We start from the raw sequence: 23544 nt of genomic DNA, 5'->3' as shown, positions 1-23544 counted from the left end.
GGCTGACATGAACGACGCGATGCGCGCCAACACCGCCGCCTACGAGCAGACGATCCGCTCCTCCCTCGCGCTCGCCGCGACGCTTGGCGCGGACGACTGGGACCGTCCCACCGAATGCCCCGGCTGGACGGTCAAGGACCAGTTCGCCCACCTGGCGGGCGTCGAGCTGAGCATCCTCGGCGACCCCGCGCCCGAGATCGAGGTGCCGGAGTTCGCGCACGTCCGCACCGACTTCGGGCGGTTCATGGAGGCGCAGGTGCACGCGCGGCGCCCGGTCCCGGGCCCGGCCGTCGCGGCGGAGCTGGCGGCCGCCCTCGACCGCCGGCTGGTCGAGCTCCCGTCCATCGACCCCGACCGCGCGATCATGTGCCCGGACGGCAAGGAGGGCCCGTACTCCCGCTTCATGCAGTTCCGGGCCATGGACTGCTGGACGCACGAGCAGGACGTCCGCCGCGCGACCGGCCGCCCCGGCAACCTGGACGCCCCTGCGGCGCGCTGCTTCTGGGACCTGTTCAGCGCCGCGCTGCCGTTCCTGGTCGCGCGCCGCGCGAAGGCGGCGCCGGGCGAGTCCGTCGGGCTCGCGATCTCCGGCCCGCCCGACTTCGAGGTGGCCGTCGAGGTCGGCGCGGACGGCCGCGGTGCCTGGTCGTCCACCGGCGCGCACACCGCCGGGCTGGCCATGGACTGGGAGAGCTACGTCCGGCTGACGGCCGGGCGCTGCGGCCCGGATGACGCCTCCGTGACCGTCTCGGGCGACCGCGACCTGGCCGCCCGGCTGCTGGCGGTCATGGCCGTCACCCCCTGACGCCGTCACTCCCTGACGCCGTCACTCCCTGACGCCGTCACTCCCTGACGCCGTCACTCCCTGACGCCGTCACTCCCTGACGCCGTCACTCCCTGACGCCGTCACTCCCTGACGCCGTCACTCCCTGACGCCGTCACTCCCTGACGCCGTCACTCCCTGACGCCGTCACTCCCTGACGCCGTCACTCCCTGACGCCGTCACTCCCTGACGCCGTCACTCCCTGACGCCGTCACTCCCTGACTTCGGCGCCCCCGGCCGTCCGACATCGGCCAGAATCACACTCGGTTTTTCGGGGGGACAGGTGTGATCTGTGCTGGTCAGCGTGCCATGATGCGACGATCATCGTTGGAACGTTCCGGGGGAACCCATGACCGAGGTCCACCACTTCTCCTACGGCCTCGTCACACCGGTGGCCGCCTACCTCATGTCCTTCGTCGGCTCGCTGCTCGGGCTGCTGTGCACGGCGCGGGCGCGGGCCACCACCGGCCGCTCCCGGGCGTCCTGGCTCGGCCTCGCGGCGCTGGCCATCGGCGGCACGGGGATCTGGGTCATGCACTTCATCGCGATGCTCGGCTTCAGCATCCCGGACGCCGAGATCCGCTACGACGTCCCGCTCACCCTGCTGAGCTGCGCCACCGCGATCGCGGTCGTCGCGGTCGGGCTGTTCATCGTCGGCTTCGCCGGGGAGGGCGCGCCGGTGGTCGTCACCGGCGGCGTGCTCACCGGCATCGGCGTGGCGAGCATGCACTACACCGGCATGACGGCCATGAAGATGGGCGGCGACATCGGCTACCAGCCCGGCCTGGTCGCGCTGTCGGTGGTGATCGCCCTCGTCGCGGCCACCGCGGCGCTGTGGTTCGCGCTCAAGGTGCGCGGCCTGCTGCCGACCGCCGGCGCGGCGCTGATCATGGGCGTCGCGGTGACCGGCATGCATTACACGGGCATGGCCGCCATGCGCATCAAGCTGCACGAGCACGCGCACGGCGCGCCCCGGGGCGGGGTCGAGCCGACGGACTTCCTGCTCCCGCTCGTCGGCGGCGTCGGCGCGGTCGCGACCATCCTGTTGATCATCATCGCGATGGCGCCCAGCGAGGACGAGATGCGCGTCGAGGCCCAGCTCCAGGAGCGCCTGGCGGCCCGCCGCCAGAGCCCCCAGGCGAGCGCCCCCGCCAACCCCGCCGGCACCGCGGACGCCGCCGAGCGAGGCCGCACCGCCGGCGAATGGTTCGGCGGCGGCACGCCCCGCCGCTGACCCGTCTCCGCCCCCCGCCGGCGCGTCAGCGGTGGCGGGTGGCGGTGGGGAAGTGGGAGGCGAGGAGGTCGGGGGACTCCTCGCGGCCGTCCAGGACGCGGTTGGTGCGGTTGACGGCGCGCCAGCCCTGGGGGGTGCGGCGCAGGTGCCAGTGGTTGGCGGTCGCGCGGCGCAGCACGAAGCCGTCCCGGTTGACGATCATGAGCGTGTAGCCGACGGCGGTGGCCTCGTCGCCGTCCAGGGTGACGTGCGGCGGGCCGACGAAGTGGGCGCAGCCGCCGGAGATCCAGCGCTGGTGGTTGCCGGACCGGACCATCGCCTCGATCTCGCCCGTCCCCTCCATGAGGATCTCGTCCACGTCGTAGACGCCGTCCTCCTCCCACAGGCCGGCGACCTCGGCGGCGCAGCCGCTGTCGACGAGCGGACCGTAGGACAGGATCAGCCGGGTGATCTCCCGCTCGTCCTCCAGCGCGCGCAGGCGGTCCTCCAGGGCGGCTGATCGGTCCTCAAGTGCTGCAAGGCGGTCCTCGACGGTCACAGCTTCTCCTCGAAGGTCAGCCCGTAGGCGCCGGACAGCTCGCGCAGCGCGGCGAGCTGCTCGCAGTAGTGCTCGGCGGACGTGGACGCGAACTTGACGCCCGCGATGGTCGCGCCCGCCTCGCGGAGCCGGGCCAGGGCGGTCCCGGCGGCGTCCGGGTCGCCCAGCGGGTCCAGCAGGCGGGACGGGGCGAGTACCACGTCGAACCCGGGCGGGACGCCGGCGTCGGCGAGCATCGCGGCGAGCGTCTTCAGTGGCAGCCCGAACGGGACCCAGCCGTCGGCGGTCAGCGCGCGGCGCAGGGAGCGCCCCGACCGGCCGCCGATCCACAGCGGGAGCCGCTCCTGGACGGCGTGCGGCTCCACGACCATGCCCTCGAAGTCGTAGTGCGGGCCGTGGTGCTCGGGGACGCGCTTCCCGAGGGCGGCGCGGAGCGCGGCGAGGGCGTCGTCGGCGCGGGCGCCGCGCCCGGCGAAGGGCGCGCCGAGCAGGTCGAACTCCTCCTCCAGGCTGCCGACGCCGAGGCCGAGCACGAGCCGGCCGCCGCTGACCCGGTCGAGCGTCCCGTAGCGCTTGGCGATCGCCAGGGGGTGGTGGTAGCCGAGCACGAGGACCTGCGTGGCGAGCCGGATCCGCGACGTCCGGGCGGCGAGGTAGCCGAAGGTGGCGAGCGGGTCCCAGTAGACGCCGCCGCGCTGCTCGGCCGCCTCGGCGGGGACGGCGACGTGCTCGCTGCAGGTGACGTGGTGGTAGCCGAGGCGGTCGGCCGCCTCCGCGATCCGGGCGATCTCCTCGATTCCCGCGTCCCGCTCCCATGCGGCGTTGCCGGGCGGCGGCTGCGCCACCACCGGCGTGACGATACCGACACGCATCGTTGCTCCCCTCCTCGGCAGGAAAACGTTCTATCACGGGCCCCGCAGCGCCCCGGGCAGCGGATCCCACATCCTGGACTCCGCTGACCTGGTCTTATGGGGGGTCTTCCCATGGCAACAAGCGGTTGCTACATTCCAGGTAACAAGAATTCATTTCAGTCATGTTCTGGGAGGTGCGATGACCGAGGCGATGATTCGCGGGGCAGCGACGCCGGAGGCCATGACGGCGGAGGGGTTGACGGGTCCGGAGATGGGCGGGGCGCGGCGGGAGTCGCCGCCGTCGATGATCGAGCGGATGACGCTGATCCTGGACGCGTTCAACGGGCCCACCGCCCGGCTGACCTTGGAGGACGTGGCGCGCCGCACCCGGCTGCCGCGCTCGACCGCGCACCGCATCCTGGACCAGCTCGTCCGGCAGCGCTGGCTCGCGCACCACTCGTTCGGCTACGGCCTCGGCCAGCGCGCCCTCGGCCTCGGCGGGCAGGACGGCGGGCACGGCAAGATCCGCGAGGCCGCGGCGCCGCTGCTGCACGAGCTGCAGATCACCACCGGCCTCGTCGCCCACCTGGCCGTGCTGGACGGCGCCGAGGTCTTCTACCTGGACAAGCTCGGCGGGCGGCTGGCCACGTCGGTGCCGTCGCGGGTCGGCGGGCGCGCCCCGGCGCACTGCACCGCGCTCGGCAAGGCGATGCTGGCCTGGCTGGAGCCCGAGCAGGTCGACGCGCTGCTCGGCCCGGACATCACCCGGTTCACCAACCGGACGATCGGCGAGCTGGGCACGCTGCACCAGGAGCTGCACCGCATCCGGCAGCGCCGCGGGCTGGCGTTCGAGCGCGGCGAGTCGTTCCCCGGCATCGCCTGCGTCGCGGCCGCGATCCGCAGCGCCGAGGGCCCGGTCGCCGGCATCTCGCTGGTCGGCGACATCCGCACGCCGCTGGAGAACGTCGCCCCGCTGGTGGTCACCGCCGCCCGCGAGACCGCCCAGATCCTCTTCCCCGGCTCGGCGCCCGGCGCCGACCGGCCGCGCGGCCGGCGCGGGATCCGCCGCGCGAGCGAGGCGCCGACCTGGTCGCCGGAGACGATGAACCGGCTGCTCGCCGTGGACGGACGCGGCGACTGGATGTGAGCGGCGCCGGAGAGGCCCGGCGCCGCGCCGCTCCGGGCGGGGCTCAGCCCCAGCCCCACCGGTCGCCGAGGCCCCAGGGATCCGGGGCGATCGGCGCGTCCGGCTCGCCGACGCCGAACCGGCTGCGGAAGAACACCATCGGCCGCCGCCACGCGCCGTCCCGGACGTCGTGCCGCTCGACCTGCAGCACCCGCCCGATCACGACCTCGTGGTCGCCGGCCTCGTGCACGTCGTGGACGACGGCGTGGACGGCCAGCAGAACGTCCGGCAGCACGGGCGCGCCCCACGCGGACATGCCGCAGTCCAGCCCCTCGAACTTGGCCCCCCGGCTGGAGCCGAAGCGCTCGCACAGGTCGCGCTGCTCCTCGCCGAGCACGTTGACGCAGAAATGCCCCGCCGCGCGGATCCGCGGCCAGGAGCGGCCGCGCTTGTCCGCGCAGAACAGGATCAGCGGCGGTTCCAGGGACACCGACGCGAACGACTGGCAGGCGAACCCGACCGGTTCGCCGCCCTCGCAGGCCGTGATCACGGTGACCCCGGTGGCGAACTCCGCCATGGCCTTCCGGAACTCCGCCGGGTCCGGCGCGGCGGCGTCGGAGGGCGTGCGGCCGGTCTCTGCGGTCAGCGCTGGCTCGGCAGGCATCTGTTCCCCTCGGGGCTCGGTGGGCGGGACGGTCCCGGTCAGCGTCCCTCGTCGTCGACGTCCAGGTTCAACAACAACATGTCCGCGAACAATGCCCCATAAGCGGCAATGTCCGATAAGCAGGGTCGGTACGGTGCCGTCCCCGGCGCCGGTCGATGCCGAACGTAGGCAGCCCCCGGACGGCCGGCGCGCACCGGTCCCGATGAGTGGAAGCGCGTGCCGGACGGCCCCCGGACGGCCCCGCTGAGACCCGCGTCCCGCTGATCGGGATCCGCGGGGTGACCTTGCCCCGACCAGAATTACGTTCACGTCAAGCCACCGTCGAAGGACTGGGAGATCATGCCTGCGGAGCTGACCTACGAGTCGACGTTGCGCGAGCTCGCCACCGACCAGGGCGTCCTGCGCTACCACGAGGCCGGCGACGGCCCGCCGCTGCTGATGCTGCACGGATCCGGTCCCGGCGTGACCGGCTGGCGCAACTTCCGCGGCAACCTCGCCCGCTTCGCCGAGCACTTCCGGTGCCTGGTCCTGGAGTTCCCCGGGTTCGGGGTCAGCGACCCGACCGACGAGCACCCCATGATGGCGGCCGGCGGTTCGGTGATCCGCTTCCTGGACGGCCTCGGCCTGTCCCAGGTCGACGTGATCGGCAACTCCATGGGCGGGATCGTCGGCGCCCAGGTGGCGCTCAAGCACCCCGACCGCGTCGGCCGGCTCGTCACGATCGGCGGCCTCGGCCGGAACGTCTTCAGCCCGTCGCCCGGCGAGGGCATCAAGCTGCTGATGGAGTTCACCGACGAGCCGAGCCGCGAGCGCCTCGTCCGGTGGCTGAACTCCATGGTCTACAACCCGCGGATCGTCACCGAGGAGATGATCGAGGAGCGCTGGCAGCAGGCCACCGACCCCGAGACCCTCGCCTCCGCGCGCCGCATGTACGGGTCGAAGGCGATGGCCGCCCGCGCCAAGGCGATGGCCGTCTCCGACGAGCCGCCCTACTGGGCGATGCTCCACAAGCTCAAGGCCAAGACCCTCATCACCTGGGGCCGGGACGACCGGGTCAGCCCGGTCGACATGGCGCTCATCCCCATGCGGACGATCCCCGACGTCCAGGTGAACATCTTCCCGAACTGCGGGCACTGGGTGATGATCGAGCAGAAGGCCGCCTGGGAGAGCGCCGTCCTCGCCTTCCTGACCACCAAGGAGCAGGGATGAGCGCCGCGCCTGAGTGGGACCACGAGTACGACCTGGTCATCGTCGGCAGCGGCGGCGGCGGGATGACCGCCGCGCTCACCGCGCACGACATCGGCCTGTCCGCGCTGATCGTCGAGAAGGGCAAGCGGTTCGGCGGCTCCACCGCCGTCTCCGGCGGCGGCATCTGGATCCCGAACAACCCGACGCTGAAGGCGCGCGGCCACAACGACAGCCGCGAGTCGATCCGCAAGTACCTGGACGAGCTCACCCAGGGCCGGGTCCCGGGGGAGCGGCTGGACGCCTTCATCGACAACGGCCCCGCCGCGATGGAGCTCATCGGCAAGAGCAAGTGGATGCAGTTCTTCTGGACGAAGGGCTACGCCGACTACCACCCCGAGTACGAGGGCGGCCGCCCGCTCGGCCGGTCCATCGAGGCCAAGCCGTTCGACACCCGCAAGCTCGGCGAGGACGAGAAGTCCCAGCGGCCGAACAGCATGAAGGGCCCGCTCGGCCTGTGGATCACCGCGAAGGACTACCACGACCTCGCGATGGCCAAGCGCACCTGGGCCGGCCGGCGCGCGTCGCTGGTCGCGGCGTGGCGCGTCTCGTCCAACATGGTCCGCCGCCGGCACATGTCGACCGGCGGCCGGGCCCTCGCCGCCCGGCTCCGGATGGCGCTGAAGGACGCGGGGCTCCCGCTCTGGCTGAAGACCACCATGACCGAGCTGGTCACCGATGAGGACGGCCGCGTCACCGGGATCGTCGCCACCCGCGACGGAGCCACGGTCCGCATCCGCGGCCGCAAGGGCGTCCTGCTCGCCACGGGCGGTTTCGACCACAACCAAGAGATGCGCGACAAGTACCTCCCCAAGGGCGGCCAGGAGGACTTCGCGATGGGCGCCCGCGAGAACACCGGCGACGGCATCCGCGCCGGCGCGAGCGTCGGCGGCGCGCTGGACCTGATGGACGACGCCTGGTGGATGCCGGCCGTCCGGCACCCGGCCGGCGCGGTGATCCCGCTGCTGTCGGAGCGGTGCATCCCGCGGTCGGTGATCGTCGGCCAGGACGGCAAGCGGTTCACCAACGAGTCGGCCCCCTACGTCAACTTCGTGCACGACCAGCTGGAGGGCGGCCACGTCCCGTGCTGGTTCGTGATGGACGCCAAGGCCCGCGCCCGCTACCCGTTCGCGCAGATCCTGCCGGGCGCGCCGATCCCGAAGGCGTTCTACGACAAGGGCATCGCGTTCAAGGCCGACTCGCTGGAGGAGCTGGCCGGGAAGATCGGCGTCCCGGCGGACGCGCTGACCGACACCGTCCAGAAGTTCAACGGGTACGCCCGCACGGGCAAGGACCCCGAGTTCGGCCGCGGCGACTCCGCCTACGACCGCTACTACGGCGACCCCAACCTGAAGAACCCGAACCTGGACGTCATCGAGGGCGGCCCCTACTACGGCTTCCGGATGGAGGTCGGCGACCTCGGCACCAAGGGCGGCCTCGTGTCGGACGAGCACGCCCGCGTCCTGCGCGAGGACGGCTCGGTCGTCGACGGCCTGTACGTGACGGGCAACTCGTCGGCGTCGGTGATGGGCAACGAGTACGCCGGCCCCGGCGCGACGATCGGCCCGTCCATCGTGTTCGGCTACATCGCGGCGCGGCACGCCGCTGGAAAGGCCGCGGGACGGTCATGACGGCTCTGAAGGCGCGGGTGGTGGAGGTCGTCCACGAGACGGCCGACGCGCACTCGCTCGTCCTCGAACCCGCCGAGGGCGACCGGGACCGGTTCACCTACCGCCCCGGGCAGTTCCTCACGGTCCGGGTCCCGGCCGAGGACGGCTGGGCGGCGCGCTGCTACTCGCTGTGCAGCTCGCCGCACACCGACGACCGGCTGAAGGTCACGGTCAAGCGGGTCGCGGGCGGTCTCGGGTCCAACTGGATCTGCGACAACGTCACCGCCGGCGACGTGCTGGAGGTGCTGCGCCCGGCGGGCACGTTCAGCCCGGCCTCGCTGGACGAGGACCTGCTGCTCGTCGCGGGCGGCAGCGGCATCACCCCGGTCATGTCGATCCTGAAGTCGTGCCTGGCCGGCGGGACCGGCAAGGTCGCGCTGCTGTACGCGAACCGCGACGAGAAATCGGTGATCTTCGCCGCCGAGCTGCGGGAGCTGACCGAGCGGCACCCCGACCGGCTCACGGTCGTCCACCTGCTGGAGTCGGTGCAGGGGCTGCCGACCCCGGCGACGCTCCGCTCGCTGGCCGCGCCCTACACCGGGCGGCAGGCGTTCGTGTGCGGGCCGGAGGTCTTCATGGACCTCGTCACCGGCACGTTCACCGACCTCGGCCTCCGCGTCCACGTCGAGCGCTTCTTCTCGCTGGAGACCGACCCGTTCGAGGAGCCCGAGGAGCCGCCCGAGGACACCGGGGACGCCGGCGAGGTCGAGGTCGAGATGGACGGGGAGACCCGCACCGTCCCCTGGGCGAAGTCGGAGCGCCTCCTCGACGCGCTGCTGCGCGCCGGCGTCGACGCCCCGTACTCCTGCCGGGAGGGCAACTGCTCGGCCTGCGCCTGCATCCGGCTGGAGGGCGAGGTCACCCTGGACGCCAACACGGTCCTCGACGAGCAGGATCTCGCCGACGGCCTCATCCTCGCCTGTCAGGCGAGGCCGGTCACCGACCGGCTGAAGATCACCTACGACGGCTGAAACACATCACGGGAGACAGGCGATGGCGAACCGCGTGCTTGACACGATCATGGAGAGGGCGGAGCAGATCCGCGAGCTGGGCCCGGCCAACGAGGCCCTCGGCCGGCTGGACGACAAGGCCGCCTCGATCCTGCGCGAGACCGGCGTGATCCGGCTGCTGCAGCCCGAGGCGCACGGCGGCCTGGAGGTGCACCCCCGCGAGTTCGCCGAGACGGTGATGGGGATCGCGTCCCTGGACGGCTCCACCGGCTGGATCGCCGGCATCGTCGGCGTCCACCCGTGGGAGATGGCCTACGCCGACCCGAAGGTGCGCGAGGAGATCTGGGGCGCCGACCCCGACACCTGGATCGCCTCCCCGTACGCGCCGATGGGCATCGCCCGCCCGGTCGACGGCGGCTACATCTTCAACGGCCGCTGGCAGTTCTCCTCCGGCACCGACCACTGCGACTGGATCTTCCTCGGCGGGATGCTCGGCGACGAGGACGGCAAGATGGCGATGCCGCCGCGGTCGCTGCACCTGATCCTGCCGCGCTCCGACTACGAGATCGTCCAGGACTCGTGGGACGTCGCCGGGCTGAAGGGCACCGGCAGCAAGGACATCATCGTCAAGGACGCCTTCGTCCCGACCTACCGGACGCTGGAGTACTCCAAGGTCGTCGACGGGTCCGCGCCGCGCGAGGCCGGGCTGACCAACCCGTCCTACCTGATGCCGTTCTCCTGCGTGTTCCCGCTCGGGATCACCTCCGCGGTGATCGGCATCGCCGAGGGCGCGCTGCACCACCACCTCGCCTACCAGCGCAACCGCGTCCAGATCACCGGCACCAAGATCAAGGACGACCCGTACGTGCTGTACGCGATCAGCGAGGCCGCCGAGGAGATCAAGGCGTCCCGGACCGCGCTGCTCGACAACTGCTCCCGGATGTACGACATGGTCGCCGCCGGGCACGTCCCGACGTTCGCCGAGCGCGCCGCCGGCCGCCGCACCCAGGTGCGCGCCGCCTGGCGGGCCTGCCAGGCGATGAACGAGATCGTCGTCCGCTCCGGCGGCAACGCGATGCGCAACGACAACCCGATCCAGCGTTTCTGGCGCGACGCGCACGTCGGCCTGGCCCACGCGATCCACGTGCCCGGCTCCGTCTACCACGTCAGCGCCCTGACGGACCTGGACATCGAGCCCCCGCAGGGCCCGATGCGCTCGATGATCTGACCGTCCTCCAGATCACCCGCCCTCTAGACGGCGTGCCGTGGCCGGGAGCGCCTTCACCGGCCACGGCGCGCTTTCCAAGCGGGTCAGTCCAGGAGACCGAGTTCGGCGACGAGCTTGGGCGTCCAGACGACCCGCCCCAGGAACTTCTCCGCCTCCGGGTGCGTGACCAGCCAGACGACGGCCGCGCCCGGGGCCTCCTCCGGGGTCGCCTCGAAGCCCCTGCCTTTGAGGGCGTCGATGCCGCCGCGCGCGGCGCCCGCGTCGGTGACCACGAAGCCGGGGTCGAGGTTGAACGCGCGGATACCGCGCTCCCGGTACTCGGCGTTGACCGCGCCCGCGAGCCGTCCGAACGCCGCCTTGGACGCCGAGTACGCCACGCCCCAGCCGCCCTCGCCGGGCGGCGCCGGCGGGTCGCTGGTGGCCGACCCCGAGCACAGGTTCACGATCGTCCCGCCGCCCTGCTCCACCATCGCCGGAAGGACGGCCTGGAGCAGGACGATCTGGTTCAGGTAGTTGCCGGCGGCCAGTCGCTCCGCCACGTCCACGTCCAGGTCGAGGAACCGCTCGTGCGTGCCGGGGAGGTGCGCCACCGCGTTGTTGACCAGGACGTCGACCCGTCCCCACGCGTCCAGCACGGTCCGCGCGGCGGCCCGGACGCTCTCCCGGTCGAGCAGGTCCATGCGCACGGGCAGGGCCCGCGCGCCGAGCGCCTCGATCTCCGCCCGCGTCTTCTCCAGGCTGCCGGGGACGGGGATCGCCGCCGCCGCGCCCCGCCGCGGCGGGATCCGGCCCTCGCCCTCCGCGACGGTCCGCGCGGTGAACGCCACGTCGTGCCCGGCGGCGGCCAGCGCGAGCGCCGTCCGCCGGCCGATGCCCCGGCTCGCCCCGGTCACCAGCGCGACCGGTCTCGTTGCTGTCATCACAGGATGATGACACCGGCCGCCCGGCCGGGCCCGCCGCGAGGTTCTCACTGAGCGGGAAGCCGGCGGCACGCCACCGCGGGGGTTTGGCAGGTTGAGCATTGACCGCCGTCCGCGCGGCCCGCGACACCGAAGGGATCGAGGACAGTGACGCAGATCCGAGGGCTGGGTTATCTCAAGGTCCAGACCCGCCACATCGACCGCTGGCGCGAGTTCGCCCTCGACGGGCTCGGGTTCGCCGAGGGAAGCGGCCCGGACCCCGAGGGCCTGTACCTGCGTATGGACGAGCGCCGGTCGCGCCTCCAGGTGCTGCCCGGCGACAGCGACCGGGTGCTCGCCGTGGGCTGGGAGGTCCGCGACCAGTACGCGCTGGCCGCCGTCCGCGAGGCCGTCGAGAAGTCCGGGACGGCCGTGACGGCGCTGTCGGCCAAGGAGGCAGCGGAGCGCGACGCCGAGGAGGTCATCGCGTTCACCGATCCGGGCGGCACGCCCGTCGAGGTGTTCTTCGGCCCGGTGCTCGACCACAGCCCGGTCCGCACCGGCTTCGCGCAGAAGTTCATCACCGGCCCGATGGGCATGGGGCACGTCGTCCTGCCGACGCCGAACTTCGCCGAGACCGTCACGTTCTACAACGAGGTGCTCGGGTTCCTGCCGCGCGGCGCGATGAAGGTCGGCGGCGGCGCCGTCCGCATCCGCTTCATGGGCGTCAACCAGCGGCACCACAGCCTCGCGATCTGCCCGGCCCCGCACGACGGCGACCCGGGCCTCGTCCACCTGATGGTCGAGGCCGACACCCTCGACGCGGTCGGCATCGCGCTCGACACCGTCAAGGAGAAGGGCTTCTCCATCTCCTCCACGCTCGGCCGGCACACCAACGACAAGATGGTGTCGTTCTACGTCCGGGCCCCCGGCGGCTGGGACGTCGAGTACGGCTGCGAGGGCATGCTCGTCGACGAGACGTACTACACCGCCGAGGAGATCACGAAGGACAGCTACTGGGGCCACGACTGGTCGGGGTCCGAGCCGCTGGCCGCCTTCGCCCCGAAGCAGAAGGGCTGACGCCGATGGCGAAGCCCTCGGTGGAGCCGGCCCGCGCCGCGGAGGCGGAGTTCGACCACGAGTGCGACGTGCTCGTGGTCGGCTTCGGCGCGGCCGGCGCCGCCGCGGCGTACGAGGCCGCGGCGGCGGGCGCCGACGTGCTCGTGCTGGAGCGGTCGAGCGGGCCCGGCGGGACGTCCGCGCAGTCCGGCGGCGAGCTGTACCTCGGCGGCGGCACACGGGTGCAGCAGGCGTGCGGCTTCGACGACACGCCCGACGACATGTTCGCCTTCCTCAAAGCGGCGCTCGGCCCGCACGCAGACGAGGAGAAGCTGCGGCTGTACTGCGACGGCAGCGTGGAGCACTTCGAGTGGTTCCGCGCGCGCGGCGTCCCGTTCAAGGAGAGCCTGTTCGAGGCGCCCTGCTGGATGCCGTACACCGAGGACGGCCTGATGTGGCTCGGCGAGAACGCCTGGCCGTACAACACGATCGCCCGGCCCGCGCCGCGCGGGCACCGCCCGGAGACCCCGATGTTCGCCGGCGGGATCCTGATGGAGAAGCTCATCGCGGCCGTCGCCGAGGCGGGCGCCGCCACCCACCAGGACACCTACGCCACGAACCTCGTCGTGGACGGCTCCGGCCGCGTCACGGGCGTCGTCGCGCGCAAGTTCGCCGACACCGTGACCTACCGGGCGCGCAAGGGCGTCATCCTCACCGCCGGCGGGTTCGTCGACAACGAGGAGATGCTCGCCGACCACGCGCCGGTGCTGCTCGGGCACGACAAGGTCAGCGACGGCACCAGCGACGGCTCCGGCATCCGGATGGCGACCGCGCTCGGCGCCGCGACCCGCCGCATGGCGTCGGTGGAGATCGCGCTCACCGCCAACCCCGCCGTCATCTGCCGGGGCATGCTCGTGGACGGCCTCGGCCGCCGCTTCATCAACGAGGACGTCTACCCGGGCCTGTTCAGCCACCGGGCCGTCCAGCACCAGCCCGGCCCGTACTGGGCGATCATCGACGAGACCGGGCACGACGAGATCTCCGAGGCCGACATGTGGGGCGTCCGCCCCAAGCACGCGGCGGAGACCCTCGCCGAGCTGGAGGAGTCCCTCGGCCTGCCGCCCGGCTCGCTGGAGGCGACCGTCGAGACCTACAACCGGTTCGCCGAGCGGGGCGAGGACCCCTACTTCCACAAGGACCCCAAGTGGCTGCGCCCGCTGAAGGGGCCGTTCGCCGCGATCGACCCCGCCGACGGGTTCTTCGGCGCGGGCAAGCACGGCGCCGGGACGGGCGCCGCCGGGTTCACCCTCGGCGGCCTGGACACCACCGTGGACGGCGAGGTCCGCAACCACTCCGGCGAGGTGATCCCCGGCCTGTACGCCGCAGGGCGCACGGCCGCCGGCATCCACGGTGAGGGCTACATCAGCGGGACGTCCCTCGGCGACGGCACCTTCTTCGGCCGCCGCGCCGGACGCGCCGCCGCATCATCGAACTGAGAGGTATTGCATGAAGTACGCCGTCCTGCTCCCCGTCGCAGCGGGCGTGACCGCCGATCCGGCCTGGATCGGCGCGTACGTCCGGCACGCCGAGGCCTGCGGCTTCGAGTCGGTCGGCGCGGTCGAGCACGCGGTGGTGGCGAGCGCCTACTCCAGCGTCTACCCGTACGACACGTCCGGGAAGATGGAGCTGGCCGACGACCTGGACATCCCCGACCCGCTGGACCTGCTGGCGTTCCTTGCCGGGCAGACCTCGCGGATCGGGCTCGCCACCGGCGTGCTCGTCCTCCCCAACCACCACCCGGTGGTGCTCGCCAAGCGGGTCGCGACGATCGACGCGCTGTCCGGCGGGCGGCTGCGGCTGGTCGTCGGCATGGGCTGGATGCGCGAGGAGGTCGAGGCGTGCGGCGCCGACTTCGACTCGCGGGGCCGCCGCGCCGACGAGCAGCTCCAGGTGCTGCGCAAGCTGTGGGCCGACACCGCCCCCGAGGGCGCCACCCATGACGGGGAGTTCTTCCAGTTCAAGGGCGCGATGAGCTACCCGAAGCCCGTCCAGGAGGGCGGCGTGCCGATCCACGTCGGCGGCCACACCAGGGCCGCCGCGCGCCGCGCCGGCCGCTACGGCGACGGCCTCCAGCCGCTCGGCGTCGCCGGTGACGAGCTCAAGGCGCTCATCGCGCTGATGCGCGAGGAGGCCGAGAAGAACGACCGCGACCCGGACGCTCTCGAACTGACCCTCGGGCACACCTTCGCCGGGATCACCCCCGAAAAGTCGGAGAAGCTCGCGGCCCGTGGCGCCAGCCGCCTCGTGCTGCGCGGCAACCCGACCACGGACCTGAACGAGGCCAAGGACGAGCTGTCGGCCTGCGCCGAGCGCCTGGGCCTTTCATGACGCTGGGAGTCGTGGACCAGATCGCCCTCGGCGATCTGGTCGCCCGGTACGCCCTCCACGCCGACCGCCGCGAGATCGACGCGATGGCGGCCCTGTTCACCGAGGACGCCGTGCTCGTCCTGCCCGACGCCCCCGCCGACCTCGACCCGGTGCGCACCTTCACCGGACGCGAGGCCATCACGGCGACGCTGTCGGTGCTGAACAGCATCCCTGTCACGTTCCACGCCCTCGCGGGCCAGGTGTTCGACGTCGGCTCCGAGCCCGGCACGGCCACCGGCGAGATCGCCTGCGTCGCCCACCACCTGACGTCCCGCGAGGACGGCAAGGTGTCCGACCTCGTCTGGCACTGCCGCTACACCGACACCTACCGCCTGGACGGCCAGACCTGGCGGATCGCCCGGCGCGAGCAGCGCATCGACTCCATCGAGACCCGTCCCGTCCGGAGGTGGCGCGGTGAGTGAGAACCCGCGGGTCAGCGTCGTCACGGGCGGCGCGCTCGGCATCGGCGGCGCGATCTCCCGCCGCCTCGCCGCCGGCGGCGACCTGGTGATCCTCAACGACATCGACGCGGACGCCGCCGCCCGAGCCCAGGCCGACATCTCGAAGGCCGGCGGCCACTGCGTCACCGTCATCGGCGACATCGTCGAGGACGAGACCGTCGCGAATGTGGTGGCGGCGACACCAGGCCGCGTAGACGTCCTGGTCAACAATGTGGGCGACTTCCGCCCGGCCGCCCCGTCCTTCCAGGACAGCACGCCTGACCAGTGGCAGCGCCTCTACGAACTGAACCTGCTGCACGTCTTCAAGCTCACCCACGCGCTGCTCCCCGGCATGATCGAGCGGCGCTCCGGCAGCATCGTCAACAACTCCACGGTCGAGGCGTTCCGCGGCATCCCGCAGCACCCGGTGTACTCGGCGTTCAACGCGGGCGTGTCGGCCTTCACGCGCAGCCTCGCCGTCGCGGTCGGACGGCACGGCGTCCGCGTCAACGCCATCGCGCCCGACCTCGCCAACACCGAGCAGACCCCGGTCGAGTGGATGCGGCGCGGCTACGACGAGGGCCTGGAGCACACCTGGGTCCCGCTGGCCCGCTTCGGCGAGCCCGACGACTACGCCGCCGTCGTCGCCTTCCTGGCCTCCGACGACGCCCGCTTCGTCACCGGCCACACGATCCCGGTCGACGGCGGCACGCTCGCCGCGTCCGGCTGGTTCGCCCGCGCCGACGACCAAGGCTGGACCAACCGCCCCCACCGCGCCTAGCGACGCCAACGCATCAACCAGGCTCTTTCCCACCCGCCTGGCGCTCGTACTCGTCCCACTGGTCAAGCGAGGCGATCAGCACGTCCTCGAACTGTCCGGCCGCCGCCCGAGGGCGCCTCGAACACCCGGCGCGCCTCCGGCGCGGCACCGCCGAAGAGGAGACCACCTCCGGGTGCTCGCGGAGCGGAGGCCGGGCGGCGTGGCGCTCATTCCGCCACGCCGCCCAGACACCGCACAGCATCCGCACGGCAGTCATCGGACGACCTCGAACCACACGGTGTGGCGTCCGTCTTCCCCGCGAAGCACGCCCCAACGGTCGGCCAGCTCCCGCACCATGAGGAGCCCGCGTCCGGCCTCGTCCCACGCCGAACTCTGCACGGGGATCACCGGACGTCCCTTCGAGCCGCCGTCGTCCTGAATCTCCACCCGCAGCCGCGCGGCCGACGCGAGCAGGGTCACCCGCACTCCACCGCCGGCCCGCCCGCTGGCGCTGTGCCGGACGGCGTTGGTGGCGACCTCGCAGACCAGCAGGTCCACATCGTCCAGGTCGAACCTGTCGGCGACCTGGTACAACGCCCGCCGCACCCGAGCCCGTACGTCCCGGACACCGCCCGAGCACACCCGCTCGCTGTGCACCTCGTCCCACACGATCACCGGGTCACCCCGGCGATCAGTTCGGCCGCAACCGGCGCCGACCGCGCCGGCGTCCGGTGAGCGGCGTCCCACAGGTACGACCACCCGCCCGGGTCCTGGACGACGAGCACCGCCATCGACCGCCGCCGCGATACCACCGGCACCGCCAACACGGGCTCGGCCCGCCCGTGCATGTACAACACCGGGCCCCGCCCGAGGCCGCGCAGGCTCACCATCAGCCTGACCAGCAACTCCAGCCGCTCCGTAGTCACCGCCGGTACCGCTAGCCGGCCTCCCGGGGGCGGCGGAGCTGAGGTGTTGGGTAGGTTCGTCATGGGTCCGACTCCTTGTCAGTCGGGTCAAGGCCTCGGGGCGGTGGTGCAAGCACCGGCCCGAGGCCGCTCCTTTTCCTGTTGATCGCTCGCAGACGCTCAACTTCTTGTGGCACGCTCTGCAAAGGATGCATTACTCAGAGTGTGGATGCAAGGGTTGCATTAACCTTGCTTGCATTCACGAGCAGGCAGGTGTGCAGGGCAGGCGCGTCTTGCGTCTTCGGCCAGGTGGAAGGAGCCACAGTGGGGGCACCGACGGTGCGTCTTCGACGTCTCGCGGCTGAGCTTCGCCAGCTACGCAAGGACAGTGAGCTCACGCGCGAGCAGGTGAACGAGCAGACCGGCATCAACGTCGCCACGCTCTACCGAATCGAGACCGCCCGCGTCCGCCCCCAGGCACGGACCTTGACCAGCCTCTTGGACGCGTACCGAGTGGCCGAGCCGAAGCGCACCGAACTGAAGACCCTGCTCAAGCAATCGGCGACTCGCGGCTGGCTGCACACCTTCGCCTCAGACCTCCCGGAGCGGTACGCCTCCTACATCGAGTTCGAGTCCGAGGCGTCTGACGTGCTGAACTACGAATGCCTGTTCATCCCCGGCCTCCTCCAGACCGAGCGTTACGCCAGAGCTGCGGTCAGCGGTGCCCTCCCGGAGTCATCCCGTGAGGAGATCGAGAGCCGTGTCGAGGCGAGGATTCGGAGGCAGGCGGCACTCACCAAAGAGCAGCCGTTGAAGCTTTGGGCGATCGTGGACGAGGCTGCCGTCCGCCGTGTCGTCGGTGGCGCCGAGGTCATGCGAGAACAGCTTGACCACCTGCTCGCGGTCACTGAACTCCCGAACGTGCATCTCCAGGTAATCCCCTTTGACGCAGGCGGCCACCCAGGTATGACCGGGTCCTTCGTCGTCATGAACTTCGCTGAGGGCGTTGGGAGCGACATCGTCTACATCGAGAGTCAGGCAGGCGATATCTTCCTGGAGGAGGAAGCCGACATCGCTCGATATAACCTGGTAAGCACGCATCTCCGCGCTGGAGCGCTCAGCCCGAGCGCATCTGCTTCGTTGATCGCTGCGGCGGCGGAAGCCCTCTGTCCAGGCAAAGGAGCACGATGACCATGGCGCACGACATATTGCGTGCCCAGTGGCGGAAGAGCAGCAGGAGCGGCGGTAACGGCAACTGTGTTGAGATCGCCGACTTGGTGGCGAGCATCGGCGTCCGGGACAGCAAGGCCCCGGACGTCGGGCACCTGAACTTCGCCCACCAAGTTTGGGCCGCTTTCCTATCGCAGGCGAAGGCTGGACGCTACGACCGTTGAACGTCTGCGTCACTGGCTTCCCTGATGGTCCGCCTGTGGGGAGTTGGGTCTCCGGGCGCCGGACATGCGCTCGGGCGGTAGGCCGGCCCCGGCCCCATCTCCTGAATCCCCGCGCTGATCGCCATCCTCTCCCCGGCGGTCTTGAGGGGCACTCTTCTGTCTCATAGCGGTGAGCGCTTGTCGTGGTGTGCGCACGGACGCTTGACGGCGGGGGCGGCGGCACGGAGGATCGATCCAGTCGCATGCAAGCCGACGCATGCGCTGGTGCCGGAGGTCAGCATGGCTCTGGAGTTCTACGGCAAGGACGACACCAGCAAGAACCAGGGCTCGCCAGCCGTCTTCCTGGACCGTGCGAGAGGGGAACTCGTGATCCAGGGGTGGACGGAGACCGAGGCAGCCGTGCTGGCTGAGATCTCGTCCTACAGCCGCACGGCCGAGAACGAGTCCTCGGTGCGAGTTCCTGCGCGCATGAAGCCGATGATATTGAAGGCCTTGGAGGCGCTCGATGGGGACGCCGCTGACCAACGAGAAGTTTGAAGACCTTCTCGCCGCAGCGACCAGCTCCGCCGTCCACCTTGAGTTGCGTGACGCCTACATGGCGGATGCCACTTTCGTGGAGTGGCTTGAAACCGGAACCGTGTCCACCGATGCCAACGATGAGTGGTGGATATCGACGGTCGGGAAGGCGGTTTCGAGAGGGGTTGATGTCCGACGGGCGCGGATTGTTTCCGAGCCGCTCTCTGACTACGCTCGCTGGCTCTGGGAATGTACGGCGTCGGTTAACTTGACGGCGGGGGAGCGGGTGCGGTGGCTGCCTCGCCATCGGACCGCCGGCCTGCTGACGCCGCCAAGCGACTTCTGGGTCTTCGACTCTGCCGTTCTTGTATGGAATCACTTCGCCGGGGACGGAGAATGGGCCGGTAATGAAGTGACCCGTGATAAATCCTTGGTCGCGCAGTGCTCCACTGCCTTCACGGCCGTGTGGCAGCGGGCGACCGACCACGGTGAGTACCGACCCTCCTGACGTCCATCCATGTCGATCCCCCCGTCATCATCCATCCAGCGGGCCCGTGAGGCACTGGCCGTCCGGCTGCGGGAGATTCGTTTGGATTCCGGTCTATCGGCCCGGGAGGTGGCGGCCGCGTGCGGCTGGCACGAGTCGAAATGCAGTCGAATGCAGAGCGGTCGGCAGGCTGTTACAGACTCCGACATCAGGGCATGGTGCGCGGCATGCGGAGCAGATGAACGGGTCGCGGCCGAACTGGTGTCGATCAATCGCCAACTCGACTCGGCTTATGTGGAGTGGCGGCGCATGCAGCGTGGCGGCCTGAAGCGCTTGCAGGATGCCGTGATGCCACTGTGGGAGCAAACCGCGAGTTTCAGGATCTACGAGCCGGGTGTTGTGCCCGGCTTTCTGCAGACCGAGGGCTACGCCGGGGCAGTGCTCGCCAGGATAGCCGACTTCTTCTCGCTTCCCGGTGAAGGTGACGAGGCGGCCAAGGCAAGAATTGATCGGCAGCGGCTGCTCTATGACGGGGGCCGCCGTTTTGCGGTCGTCATCGAGGAGTCGGTGTTGCGCACAAGCTTTGGCGGCGTTGACGTGATGGCCGGACAACTGGGCCATCTGCTCGACATCATGACTCTTCCGTCTGTATCACTCGGTATTATTCCGTTCTCTGTTTTGCGCGCCATGTGGCCGGTCGAGGGTTTTTGGATCCTGGATGAGGATCAGGTCGTCATCGAGACCGTCTCCGCGAAGATCACAGTGCGGCAGGTCGGCGAACTGGACCTTTACCGGAGAACCTTCTCCGAACTCTCCTCGATGGCGGTTCACGGTCGGGCCGCACGCAGTCTGATCATGGCGGCGATCGCTGCTCTCTGAGTCCGTGTGCAAGTTCACGCAAGTCTCTGGCGCGGTCGATGAGCGGCTTTCTAGCGTCCTTGCCATGAGCTTCGGCGCACCGGACGGCCGGAGAATCACCGTCCGCCGATCGCAGATGAGGAGAAGGCCATGTCCGTCATGACCACGCGTCCAGGTCCGGCTGCCACCGACCCGAAGAGACTGATCAGCGCCGACCTGTTCGGTCGGCTGGTGACCCGCATAGTCCGCGAAGAGCACGTCAGCACCGAGAAGGCCGAGCGGATTCTGAACCAGGCGTTGGCCTTCTTGATGGCGTGTGCTCTCAATCCCGGCGCCGAGCTGGCCCCGTCCAAGTCCGTGGACGTGGGATGGCACGCCTTCGTCCTCCACACCCGCGAGTACGCCGACTTCTGCCACCGCGTCGCGGGCCGATTCATCCACCACACGCCCGACGACCGGAGCGAGACCGGCAGTGGAGGAGCCTCCATCAGGGCTACCGTGGCCGCCATGGAACAGGCTGGGCTGAGCGTCGACCCCGACCTGTGGGAGACGGCCGGTGACTGCAGCCAGTGTTACCAGGGCTGCCACGACTCCCCGAAGGCGGGATGAGTGTGGGGAACCCTCAGTGGGAGGGGCTTCCCGGTGGGGTGCGGGCGGCCGTGGAGGAGCGGTTCGGGACGGTGCTCAAGGCTGAGGTCGCGGAGCGCGGGATCATGCCGGGGGTGGCTGCGAGGCTTCATGTGGAGGGCGCCGGCAGTGTCTTCCTCAAGGGGATTCCGGCCGACGAGCCCGCCGCTCGTCTCTATGCGCGTGAGCGGGCGGCGAACCTCGCGCTCGCGTCGGCCGTTCCGGCCCCTCGGATGCTGTGGTGTGCCGATGTCGGCGGTTGGGTCCTGCTGGTGTTCGAGTTCATCGGCGGCGCGCGGAGCGCTGACCTGGCGCCCGGGTCTCCGGATCTGCCCAACGTGATCGATGCCCTGTCGCTACTCGGAAGACCGGGCGGGGAACTGCCCTGCGTCTCGGTCAACCTGGATGTTCTGCAGAAGACGGCGGCTGCTCTGTTGGGCGAGAACCTGTGCGGGCGACGGTGGGGCATGTACGCGGAGGCTCTTGAAGGGTTGTCCGTGGAGTCACTGCAGGGGGACACCCTGCTGCACTATGACCTGCACAGCGGGAACCTCCTCATCGCCGGTCAGGGAGTCCATGTCATCGACTGGTCGTTCGCATGTCGGGGGCAGGCTTGGATCGATGCCGCGCTGCTCGTCCCCCGGCTGATCGAGGCTGGACACAGCCCCGCCCAGGCGGAAGCGCTTGTCGCCGCACACCCTGCTTGGAGGGCGGCTCCAGTTGATGCGGTCACTGGGCTGGGAGCGCTGTGGACGATGTTCCGCGAGTACAAGGCCATGCACAGGCTGGAGGAAGCACGCGGCTTTCGCGCTAAAGCGGCGCAGGCGGGTCGTGCCTGGGTCGCCTACCGGATGGCGTGACGGAGAGCGGGGACGCGCGAAGGTCGATGCGGGGGTGCCGTTACACCAGGTGGCAGGCTACGTGGTGGCCGTTGGCGGTTTGGCGGAGTTTCGGTTCTTCCTGTGCGCAGCGGTCGGTTGCCAAGGGGCAGCGGGTGCGGAAGCGGCAGCCGCTTGGTGGGGCGATCGGGGACGGTAGTTCCGCCTGCTCCTGCTCCGCCGCGTCCTGGGGGGCGTCCGGGACCGAGGCGAGGAGGAGGCGCGTGTAGGGGTGCAGTGCCGACTCCGCCAGCGCGCCGGACGGGACGACCTCGCACACCTTTCCCAGGTACATCACCATGATCCGGTCGCTGACGTTCTTCACCACCGCGAGGTCGTGCGCGATGAAGATCATGCTGAGGTTCAGCCGCTTCCGGGTCGCCTCCAGCAGGTTGAGGATCTGCGCCTGCACCGACACGTCCAGGCTCGACACCGGCTCGTCGCAGATCAGCACGCGCGGGTCGAGCAGCAGCGCGCGGGCGATGCAGACGCGCTGGCACTGGCCGCCGGACAGCTCGTGCGGGCGGCGGTCCCAGACGGTCGCCGGGTCCAGGCCGACCGCTTCCAGGGCCGCCTCGATCTTGGCCCGGTCCGGCTTGCCGCCCCACACCACGGGTCCCTCGGCGACGAGGTCGGCGACCTTGCGGCGCGGGTTCAGGGCGGCGACCGGGTTCTGCAGGATCATCTGCATCTGGCGGCGGCGCTCGCGCAGCGCGGGCCGTCCGAGGCCGGTCAGCTCGGTGCCGTTCAGCTTCACCGAGCCGGCGGTGGGCGGCGGCAGCTGCATCACCGCGCGGCCCGCGCTGGACTTGCCGCAGCCCGACTCGCCGAGGATGCCGAGCGTCTCGCCGTCCAGCAGGTCGAAGCTGATGCCGGAGACGGCGTGCACGGTCCGGCCGCGTCCCGCCGGGAACTCGACGACCAGGTCCTCGACGGACAGGACGCGCTCGCCGTCGCGCAGGTGGGTGGTTCCGGTGCCGGCCATCAGGCGCCTCCGATGCTGACGGGGTGGTGGCAGGCGACGGCGTGGCCGCCGTCCGCGACGAGGTCGGGGGCCGTCTCGCAGGCCGCGGTCGCGTAGCGGCAGCGGGGCGCGAACCGGCAGCCGGGCGGCGGCGCCGCCATGTTCGGCGGGGCGCCGTCGATCGCCTGGAGCGGGGAGTGCGGCGGGTCGGCGAGGCGCGGCACCGATGCCAGCAGCGCCTCGGTGTAGGGGTGGCGGGGGCCGCCGAACAGGGTCTCGGCCGGGGCCAGCTCCGCGAGCCGTCCCGCGTACATGACGGCGACGCGGTCGGCGCGCCCGGCGACGACCGCGAGGTTGTGGCTGATCAGCACGATCGCCGTGCCGAGCTCGGCCTGGAGCCGGCCGAGCAGGTCGAGGATCTGCTTCTGCACGGTGACGTCCAGCGCGGTCGTCGGCTCGTCGGCGATCAGCAGCGACGGCTCGCCGGCCAGCGCGACCGCGATCACGACGCGCTGCCGCATGCCGCCGGACAGCTCGTGCGGGTACTGGCCGAGGCGGCGGCGCGGCTCGGGGATGCCGACGAGGCGCAGCAGCTCCTCGGCCCGGTCGCGGGCGGCGGCGCGGGACAGGCCCCGCATGCCCTCGGTGAGGTGCCGGCCGACCTTCTTGACGGGGTTGAGCGCGGTGGAAGGGTCCTGGAAGACCATCCCGACCTCCGACCGCCACAGTCGGCGGCGCCCGGCGGTCGAGAGCGCGTGCACGTCCTGCCCGGCCAGCACGACCTTGCCCGACACCGCCATCGACGGACCGGAGGTGTACAGGCCCATGACCGTCCGGCCGAGCACCGACTTGCCGGAGCCCGACTCGCCGACGATGCCGAACATCTCTCCGGGGCGGACGGTGAAGGACACGCCGTCCACCGCCTTGAGCGGTCCCCGGGCGGTGCGGATCTCGGTGCGCAGGTCCTCGACCGTGAGGAGGGGACTGTCGTTCATACCGGC

The 23544-nt window shown here is 71.1% G+C and carries 27 protein-coding genes; 19 read left to right on the top strand and 8 right to left on the bottom strand.

The window, feature by feature from the left end; translation table 11 throughout:
• Positions 1-7: 7 nt before the first annotated feature.
• Positions 8-805, top strand: coding sequence for a maleylpyruvate isomerase family mycothiol-dependent enzyme (locus HUT06_RS34640; RefSeq protein WP_176199565.1), 798 nt, complete (start codon positions 8-10; stop codon positions 803-805).
• A gap of 367 nt (positions 806-1172) precedes the next feature.
• Positions 1173-2057, top strand: a complete 885-nt coding sequence (locus tag HUT06_RS34635; protein WP_176199564.1) for an MHYT domain-containing protein — start codon at positions 1173-1175, stop codon at positions 2055-2057.
• A 25-nt stretch (positions 2058-2082) separates the two neighbouring features.
• Here the strand turns inward: HUT06_RS34635 and HUT06_RS34630 are convergent, their stop codons facing one another.
• Positions 2083-2595 carry a nuclear transport factor 2 family protein gene (locus tag HUT06_RS34630; RefSeq protein ID WP_176199563.1) on the bottom strand — a complete coding sequence of 171 codons (513 nt, stop codon included), beginning with the start codon at positions 2593-2595 and terminating at the stop codon, positions 2083-2085.
• A complete protein-coding gene (locus HUT06_RS34625) occupies positions 2592-3467 on the bottom strand; it encodes a TIGR03619 family F420-dependent LLM class oxidoreductase (RefSeq protein ID WP_176199562.1) in 876 nt (291 codons plus the stop codon). Before HUT06_RS34625 ends, HUT06_RS34630 begins: the two co-directional genes overlap by 4 nt.
• A 178-nt stretch (positions 3468-3645) precedes the next feature.
• Here HUT06_RS34625 and HUT06_RS34620 point away from each other — a divergent pair, with 178 nt between their 5' ends.
• Positions 3646-4593: an IclR family transcriptional regulator gene (locus tag HUT06_RS34620; RefSeq protein ID WP_254715537.1), complete on the top strand. Its 948-nt coding sequence runs from the start codon at positions 3646-3648 to the stop codon at positions 4591-4593.
• Positions 4594-4636: 43 nt separating this feature from the next.
• Here the strand turns inward: HUT06_RS34620 and HUT06_RS34615 are convergent, their stop codons facing one another.
• Positions 4637-5236 (bottom strand): flavin reductase family protein, encoded by a 600-nt coding sequence (locus HUT06_RS34615; protein ID WP_176199561.1) that lies wholly within the window; start codon positions 5234-5236, stop codon positions 4637-4639.
• A 339-nt stretch (positions 5237-5575) separates the two neighbouring features.
• Here HUT06_RS34615 and HUT06_RS34610 point away from each other — a divergent pair, with 339 nt between their 5' ends.
• The 4 genes from HUT06_RS34610 to HUT06_RS34595 are packed head-to-tail and all read left to right on the top strand — an operon-like array spanning position 5576 to position 10329.
• On the top strand, positions 5576-6445 hold the full coding sequence (locus HUT06_RS34610; protein ID WP_176199560.1) for an alpha/beta fold hydrolase: 870 nt from the start codon (positions 5576-5578) through the stop codon (positions 6443-6445).
• Positions 6442-8112 (top strand): FAD-binding protein, encoded by a 1671-nt coding sequence (locus HUT06_RS34605; RefSeq protein ID WP_176199559.1) that lies wholly within the window; start codon positions 6442-6444, stop codon positions 8110-8112. The genes HUT06_RS34610 and HUT06_RS34605 overlap by 4 nt, the downstream gene beginning before the upstream one ends.
• A complete protein-coding gene (locus tag HUT06_RS34600; RefSeq protein WP_176199558.1) occupies positions 8109-9122 on the top strand; it encodes a ferredoxin--NADP reductase in 1014 nt (337 codons plus the stop codon). The genes HUT06_RS34605 and HUT06_RS34600 overlap by 4 nt, the downstream gene beginning before the upstream one ends.
• A gap of 34 nt (positions 9123-9156) precedes the next feature.
• On the top strand, positions 9157-10329 hold the full coding sequence (locus HUT06_RS34595; RefSeq protein ID WP_254715536.1) for an acyl-CoA dehydrogenase family protein: 1173 nt from the start codon (positions 9157-9159) through the stop codon (positions 10327-10329).
• A gap of 83 nt (positions 10330-10412) precedes the next feature.
• Here the strand turns inward: HUT06_RS34595 and HUT06_RS34590 are convergent, their stop codons facing one another.
• Complete coding sequence (locus HUT06_RS34590) at positions 10413-11249, bottom strand: SDR family oxidoreductase (RefSeq protein WP_176199556.1); 837 nt, start codon at positions 11247-11249, stop codon at positions 10413-10415.
• 147 nt (positions 11250-11396) lie between these two features.
• Here HUT06_RS34590 and HUT06_RS34585 point away from each other — a divergent pair, with 147 nt between their 5' ends.
• Genes HUT06_RS34585 through HUT06_RS34565 form a run of 5 tightly spaced genes read left to right on the top strand, consistent with a single transcriptional unit; the run spans position 11397 to position 15935 of the window.
• The gene (locus HUT06_RS34585) at positions 11397-12308 is read left to right on the top strand and encodes a VOC family protein (protein ID WP_176199555.1); all 912 of its coding nucleotides are present in this window, start codon (positions 11397-11399) and stop codon (positions 12306-12308) included.
• Positions 12309-12313: 5 nt separating this feature from the next.
• The gene (locus tag HUT06_RS34580; RefSeq protein WP_176199554.1) at positions 12314-13783 is read left to right on the top strand and encodes an FAD-dependent oxidoreductase; all 1470 of its coding nucleotides are present in this window, start codon (positions 12314-12316) and stop codon (positions 13781-13783) included.
• A 10-nt stretch (positions 13784-13793) separates the two neighbouring features.
• Complete coding sequence (locus HUT06_RS34575; protein WP_176199553.1) at positions 13794-14675, top strand: LLM class F420-dependent oxidoreductase; 882 nt, start codon at positions 13794-13796, stop codon at positions 14673-14675.
• An 11-nt stretch (positions 14676-14686) separates the two neighbouring features.
• A complete protein-coding gene (locus tag HUT06_RS34570; protein WP_217711579.1) occupies positions 14687-15136 on the top strand; it encodes a nuclear transport factor 2 family protein in 450 nt (149 codons plus the stop codon).
• Entirely contained in the window at positions 15129-15935 is an 807-nt protein-coding gene (locus HUT06_RS34565) for an SDR family NAD(P)-dependent oxidoreductase (RefSeq protein ID WP_176199551.1), read from the top strand. The genes HUT06_RS34570 and HUT06_RS34565 overlap by 8 nt, the downstream gene beginning before the upstream one ends.
• A gap of 252 nt (positions 15936-16187) precedes the next feature.
• Here HUT06_RS34565 and HUT06_RS34560 read toward each other — a convergent pair whose 3' ends face one another.
• Positions 16188-16589 carry an ATP-binding protein gene (locus tag HUT06_RS34560; protein ID WP_176199550.1) on the bottom strand — a complete coding sequence of 134 codons (402 nt, stop codon included), beginning with the start codon at positions 16587-16589 and terminating at the stop codon, positions 16188-16190.
• Complete coding sequence (locus HUT06_RS34555) at positions 16586-16840, bottom strand: hypothetical protein (protein ID WP_176199549.1); 255 nt, start codon at positions 16838-16840, stop codon at positions 16586-16588. Before HUT06_RS34555 ends, HUT06_RS34560 begins: the two co-directional genes overlap by 4 nt.
• A 303-nt stretch (positions 16841-17143) precedes the next feature.
• On the opposite strand from HUT06_RS34555, the gene HUT06_RS34550 reads away from it, so the two are divergent.
• The 7 genes from HUT06_RS34550 (at position 17144) to HUT06_RS34520 (ending at position 21561) form a co-directional block, all read left to right on the top strand.
• A complete protein-coding gene (locus HUT06_RS34550) occupies positions 17144-18010 on the top strand; it encodes a helix-turn-helix transcriptional regulator (protein ID WP_217711578.1) in 867 nt (288 codons plus the stop codon).
• Complete coding sequence (locus tag HUT06_RS34545; protein WP_254715535.1) at positions 18007-18213, top strand: DUF397 domain-containing protein; 207 nt, start codon at positions 18007-18009, stop codon at positions 18211-18213. The genes HUT06_RS34550 and HUT06_RS34545 overlap by 4 nt, the downstream gene beginning before the upstream one ends.
• A gap of 279 nt (positions 18214-18492) precedes the next feature.
• Positions 18493-18750, top strand: a complete 258-nt coding sequence (locus HUT06_RS34540) for a hypothetical protein (protein WP_176199548.1) — start codon at positions 18493-18495, stop codon at positions 18748-18750.
• Positions 18719-19237: a DUF6879 family protein gene (locus tag HUT06_RS34535; RefSeq protein WP_176199547.1), complete on the top strand. Its 519-nt coding sequence runs from the start codon at positions 18719-18721 to the stop codon at positions 19235-19237. Before HUT06_RS34540 ends, HUT06_RS34535 begins: the two co-directional genes overlap by 32 nt.
• A gap of 9 nt (positions 19238-19246) precedes the next feature.
• Entirely contained in the window at positions 19247-20095 is an 849-nt protein-coding gene (locus HUT06_RS34530) for a helix-turn-helix transcriptional regulator (RefSeq protein ID WP_176199546.1), read from the top strand.
• Positions 20096-20224: 129 nt separating this feature from the next.
• Entirely contained in the window at positions 20225-20683 is a 459-nt protein-coding gene (locus HUT06_RS34525; protein ID WP_217711577.1) for a hypothetical protein, read from the top strand.
• A 50-nt stretch (positions 20684-20733) separates the two neighbouring features.
• On the top strand, positions 20734-21561 hold the full coding sequence (locus HUT06_RS34520) for a phosphotransferase family protein (RefSeq protein WP_176199545.1): 828 nt from the start codon (positions 20734-20736) through the stop codon (positions 21559-21561).
• Between the two features lie 40 nt (positions 21562-21601).
• Here HUT06_RS34520 and HUT06_RS34515 read toward each other — a convergent pair whose 3' ends face one another.
• Both HUT06_RS34515 and HUT06_RS34510 read right to left on the bottom strand, forming a co-directional pair.
• Positions 21602-22564: an ABC transporter ATP-binding protein gene (locus HUT06_RS34515; RefSeq protein WP_176199544.1), complete on the bottom strand. Its 963-nt coding sequence runs from the start codon at positions 22562-22564 to the stop codon at positions 21602-21604.
• Positions 22564-23538: an ABC transporter ATP-binding protein gene (locus HUT06_RS34510; RefSeq protein WP_176199543.1), complete on the bottom strand. Its 975-nt coding sequence runs from the start codon at positions 23536-23538 to the stop codon at positions 22564-22566. Before HUT06_RS34510 ends, HUT06_RS34515 begins: the two co-directional genes overlap by 1 nt.
• Positions 23539-23544 lie beyond the last annotated feature (6 nt).

Origin of the sequence: Actinomadura sp. NAK00032 (assembly GCF_013364275.1) — a bacterium.
In the GTDB taxonomy this organism is placed as follows: Bacteria; Actinomycetota; Actinomycetes; order Streptosporangiales; family Streptosporangiaceae; genus Spirillospora.
This window is presented reverse-complemented; position numbering and strand designations above follow the sequence as displayed.

Bases quoted from the DNA above. Each gene is read 5' to 3' on its own strand.
- HUT06_RS34535 (WP_176199547.1), top strand. From the start codon at position 18,719: ATGGGGACGCCGCTGACCAACGAGAAGTTTGAAGACCTTCTCGCCGCA.
- HUT06_RS34600 (WP_176199558.1), top strand. From the start codon at position 8,109: ATGACGGCTCTGAAGGCGCGGGTGGTGGAGGTCGTCCACGAGACGGCC.
- HUT06_RS34515 (WP_176199544.1), bottom strand. From the start codon at position 22,564: ATGGCCGGCACCGGAACCACCCACCTGCGCGACGGCGAGCGCGTCCTG.
- HUT06_RS34620 (WP_254715537.1), top strand. From the start codon at position 3,646: ATGACCGAGGCGATGATTCGCGGGGCAGCGACGCCGGAGGCCATGACG.
- HUT06_RS34540 (WP_176199548.1), top strand. From the start codon at position 18,493: ATGGCTCTGGAGTTCTACGGCAAGGACGACACCAGCAAGAACCAGGGC.
- HUT06_RS34605 (WP_176199559.1), top strand. From the start codon at position 6,442: ATGAGCGCCGCGCCTGAGTGGGACCACGAGTACGACCTGGTCATCGTC.
- HUT06_RS34525 (WP_217711577.1), top strand. From the start codon at position 20,225: ATGTCCGTCATGACCACGCGTCCAGGTCCGGCTGCCACCGACCCGAAG.
- HUT06_RS34590 (WP_176199556.1), bottom strand. From the start codon at position 11,249: ATGACAGCAACGAGACCGGTCGCGCTGGTGACCGGGGCGAGCCGGGGC.
- HUT06_RS34580 (WP_176199554.1), top strand. From the start codon at position 12,314: ATGGCGAAGCCCTCGGTGGAGCCGGCCCGCGCCGCGGAGGCGGAGTTC.
- HUT06_RS34545 (WP_254715535.1), top strand. From the start codon at position 18,007: ATGACCATGGCGCACGACATATTGCGTGCCCAGTGGCGGAAGAGCAGC.
- HUT06_RS34625 (WP_176199562.1), bottom strand. From the start codon at position 3,467: ATGCGTGTCGGTATCGTCACGCCGGTGGTGGCGCAGCCGCCGCCCGGC.
- HUT06_RS34640 (WP_176199565.1), top strand. From the start codon at position 8: ATGAACGACGCGATGCGCGCCAACACCGCCGCCTACGAGCAGACGATC.
- HUT06_RS34635 (WP_176199564.1), top strand. From the start codon at position 1,173: ATGACCGAGGTCCACCACTTCTCCTACGGCCTCGTCACACCGGTGGCC.
- HUT06_RS34615 (WP_176199561.1), bottom strand. From the start codon at position 5,236: ATGCCTGCCGAGCCAGCGCTGACCGCAGAGACCGGCCGCACGCCCTCC.
- HUT06_RS34610 (WP_176199560.1), top strand. From the start codon at position 5,576: ATGCCTGCGGAGCTGACCTACGAGTCGACGTTGCGCGAGCTCGCCACC.
- HUT06_RS34510 (WP_176199543.1), bottom strand. From the start codon at position 23,538: ATGAACGACAGTCCCCTCCTCACGGTCGAGGACCTGCGCACCGAGATC.
- HUT06_RS34575 (WP_176199553.1), top strand. From the start codon at position 13,794: ATGAAGTACGCCGTCCTGCTCCCCGTCGCAGCGGGCGTGACCGCCGAT.
- HUT06_RS34530 (WP_176199546.1), top strand. From the start codon at position 19,247: ATGTCGATCCCCCCGTCATCATCCATCCAGCGGGCCCGTGAGGCACTG.